3 protein-coding genes and 1 pseudogene are annotated in these 3,683 nt (G+C 59.9%); all 4 read left to right on the top strand.

Annotated features, from left to right (window positions below; all coding sequences use genetic code 11):
* A pseudogene (locus AB4043_RS18130) lies at window positions 1-256 on the top strand (sugar phosphate isomerase/epimerase family protein); the annotation flags it as partial.
* 313 nt (window positions 257-569) lie between these two features.
* Window positions 570-1,916, top strand: a complete 1,347-nt coding sequence (gene asnS / locus AB4043_RS18125) for an asparagine--tRNA ligase (RefSeq protein WP_442301393.1) — start codon at window positions 570-572, stop codon at window positions 1,914-1,916.
* A gap of 17 nt (window positions 1,917-1,933) precedes the next feature.
* Window positions 1,934-2,356, top strand: coding sequence for a cupin domain-containing protein (locus tag AB4043_RS18120; RefSeq protein ID WP_442301394.1), 423 nt, complete (start codon window positions 1,934-1,936; stop codon window positions 2,354-2,356).
* 152 nt (window positions 2,357-2,508) lie between these two features.
* On the top strand, window positions 2,509-3,678 hold the full coding sequence (locus AB4043_RS18115) for a D-alanine--D-alanine ligase family protein (RefSeq protein WP_442301395.1): 1,170 nt from the start codon (window positions 2,509-2,511) through the stop codon (window positions 3,676-3,678).
* The last annotated feature ends 5 nt before the right edge of the window (window positions 3,679-3,683 follow it).

Genomic DNA, 3,683 nt, shown 5'->3' with positions numbered 1-3,683 from the left:
TCCCAACGGCGTGGAAGAGGCTCTGACGCTGTTGGCGGCGCGTATCCGCGAACTGCATCTGCACGACAACCAGGGCGTGAAGGATGAACATCTTTGGCCAGGCAGCGGCGGAATCGACTGGAAGAAGACAGCCGAACTGATCGCCGCCCTTCCACAGGCACCCATCGGCGTTCTGGAGATCACCCACGATCTGCATGAGACGGCCGAGACGGCGTCACAGAAGGCCGTCGAGGCCTGGAAGCTCCTGGGCGTTTAGGAAATCGATAAATTCGGAACACCCACACACTGGGTGCCCCATCCATGGCAACGCCATGGGTGGGAGATTCGGGGTCCCCGGCGAACTTTGTTCGTTGGGGTGAACGATTCGAGCGAAGCTCGAACGTCTTTTTTTCTCTCATCTTGATGGCGGACAGAATTCCAGGGCAGTCACGCTCACGAAATCCGATCCGGTTCGCCTCGCGAATATCCCACCCATTACTCCGTAATGGATGGGGCGCCCAGTTTTGCGGTCGGTTGGGCGGGTTAGTCGGGCAACGAGCCCCGGTGGCGGGGCTAGAATGGAATCCGCAATGAGTGATTCCGCAGTCGCCGCAGCTCCCCTCGCCACTATCGCCTCGCTTGCCCAGCATGAAGGCCAGACCGTCACCCTGCGCGGGTGGCTCTATAACCTCCGCGAGAGCGGCAAGCTCCTCTTTCCCATCTTTCGCGACGGCACCGGCACCATCCAGGGCATTGTGCCCAAGGCGGCCGTGACGGAAGAGGTTTTCACGACCATCAAGCATCTGACGCAGGAGTCATCGGTGGTCGTCATCGGCAAGGTGCGTGCGGATAAGCGCGCTCCCTCGGGCTTCGAGCTCGATGTCGAAAATGTCGAGGTCATCCACCGCATCCCTGAAGAGACGCCCTTCCCCATCTCGCTCAAGGAACATGGCATCGACTTCCTGATGGAGCATCGCCATCTCTGGATACGCACGCCGCGGCAGTCGGCGATTCTGCGGATTCGAGCGACCATCATGCGCGCGGCGCAGGAGTACTTCGATACCAACGGCTTCATCCGCACCGATCCGCCCATCCTGACACCGAACGCCTGCGAAGGAACCTCGGAGCTCTTCGAGATGGACTACTTCGATCAGGAGAAGGCCTACCTGACGCAGAGCGGCCAACTCTACATCGAGGCCACCGCGCTGGCGCTGGGCAAGGTCTACAGCTTCGGCCCGACCTTCCGCGCGGAGAAGTCGAAGACCCGCCGCCACCTGACGGAGTTCTGGATGATCGAGCCGGAGGTCGCATATCTGGAGCTCGACGGCCTGATGGAGCTCGCGGAGAAGTTCGTCTCGCACATTGTGAAGCGCGTGCTCGAAGGCCACCAGGCCGACCTGAAGGTGCTGCAGCGCGACGTCGCGAAGCTGGAGGCCATCGGGGCTCCGTTCCCGAAGATCAGCTACGACGAAGCCCACGCCATGCTGGAAGAGGCCTACAAGAACGGCGCCATCGAGAACCCGCATACCTACGGCGACGACTTCGGATCTCCGGATGAGACCTACATCTCCAGCCAGTTCGATCGCCCGGTGATGGTGCATCGCTATCCGGCGGCGGTGAAGGCCTTCTACATGGAGCCCGACTCAGATGATCCAACCAAGGCGCTGTGCCTGGACGTGCTGGCGCCCGAGGGCTACGGCGAGATCATCGGCGGCAGCCAGCGCGTTTCCAGCTATGAGTTGCTGAAGAGCCGTATCGAAGCGCACAACCTGCCGCTCGAAGCCTTCCAGTGGTATCTGGATCTGCGCAAGTACGGCTCAGTGCCGCATGCCGGCTTCGGTATGGGTATTGAACGTGTGGTTGCGTGGGTCTGCGGCCTCGACCATGTGCGCGAGACGATTCCGTTTGCTCGTACGCTGAATCGGATCTATCCGTAATTGAGTGAGGAGAAGAGATGGCGGAGGTTAGCAAGTCTGGTCGCTTTGATACGACTGCGATTGCAAATGCGTTTCCGAACGAAGCAGCATCTCTTCTCCTCGACCACTACATGACCAATGAGCCGGAGGCGAGCACGCGTATCTTCCGTGTCTACCGTCCAACGCCGGCTCACTTTCATAAGCTGAGTAACGAACATCTCTACGTGATCTCAGGGCGAGGCACTTTCTGGATGGAGAGCCCGGAGCAGATCAGTGAATTCGGCCCGGGGACGTTCCTTGTTTTCAAGAAGGAGATAGTGCACGCGATGCCCGAGATCTTCGAAGGGCCGGTTGTCTTTCTCGCGATCGACACACCTCGCCGCGAGCCTACGGACATTCACTTCGTGAATCCGGAAGACGGCACACCGCAGAGCTTTATTCAGAGCAAAGACGAGTATTGAATGGACAATCGCGCGCAGCGCGAACATCCAAATTCCTCCCGAGACCTGGGTTCCCCGGTTTTTGCCCTTTCCTTGCCGAGGTATCTAACTTTCAACGTTTATCCTTTCGCGATACTTCCTTCGCCTGCCGTCAGGCCGTACCCTCATAAGTGATGAAAAAGAAGCTTCGCGTCGGCGTTTTGTTCGGCGGTCGCAGTGGTGAGCATGAGGTCTCGCTGCGTTCTGCCGCTTCCATCCTGAAGGCTCTGGACCCCAAGAAGTATGAGGTCGTGCCCATCGGTATCACCAAGCAGGGCCAGTGGCTCAATGGTGGAGGAGCCCAGGCGCTGCTGGAGGGTGAGGCGGCGGTGCAGGAGTCCGATGCCGGCGTCACCATCATTCCGCCGGCACCCAGGGTGAAGGCGGTGGAGAAGAAGGCAGGCAAGGGGCTCGCACCTGCGGCTGCAGCCGCCGCAGATGCGCATGGGCTTGATGTGATCTTCCCCGTCCTGCATGGCACCTTCGGTGAAGACGGAACCATCCAGGGCCTCTTTGAGCTGGCGGATATCGCTTACGTCGGCTCCGGTGTTCTGGGATCGTCGACCGGCATGGACAAGGACGCGATGAAGCGCATGTTCCTCGCCGAGGGCCTTCCCATCACGCCGCACGTGACGGTGCTGCGCGGCGAGTGGAGCTCCGATGCGAAGCGTGTCACTCGCAAGATCGAAAAGAAGCTGCAGTACCCGGTCTTTGTGAAGCCGGCGAACCTTGGCTCATCGGTCGGCATCAGCAAGGTGCACGATCGCGGTGAGCTGGCCGCAGCCATGGACCTCGCTGCTTCGTATGACCGCAAGATCGTCATCGAGGAAGGTGTCGGCGGAGCGGGTGTGAAGCCCCGCGAGCTTGAGGTCGCGGTCCTGGGTAATGACCTTCCTGAGGCTTCGGTCGTTGGCGAGATCGTTCCCGACCGTGAGTTCTATGACTACGAGTCGAAGTACGACTCCACCAGCACCTCTGAGCCGGTGATTCCGGCGAAGCTTACCAAGAGCGAAGCGAAGACGATCCGCGAGATGGCCATCGCTGCTTTTCGCGCCTGCGACTGCGCAGGCCTGGCGCGTGTGGACTTCCTGATGGAGCCTGCGGTCAACGCCAAGGGAAAAAAGATCAAGAACCCGAAGATAGTGTTGAACGAGATCAACACGATGCCGGGTTTCACCTCGATCAGCATGTATCCCAAGCTGTGGGAGGCGACCGGTCTTACTTATCCGCAACTGATCGATCGCCTGATCCAGCTCGCGCTGGAACGCGAGCGGGAGAAGAAGCAGACGAACTTCAGCCGATAGTGTTT

This window comes from Terriglobus sp. YAF25 (assembly GCF_052113305.1).
Classification (GTDB): domain Bacteria; phylum Acidobacteriota; class Terriglobia; order Terriglobales; family Acidobacteriaceae; genus Terriglobus.
Note: the sequence above shows the minus strand (reverse complement) of the source record. Positions and strands in the feature narration are given on the sequence as shown.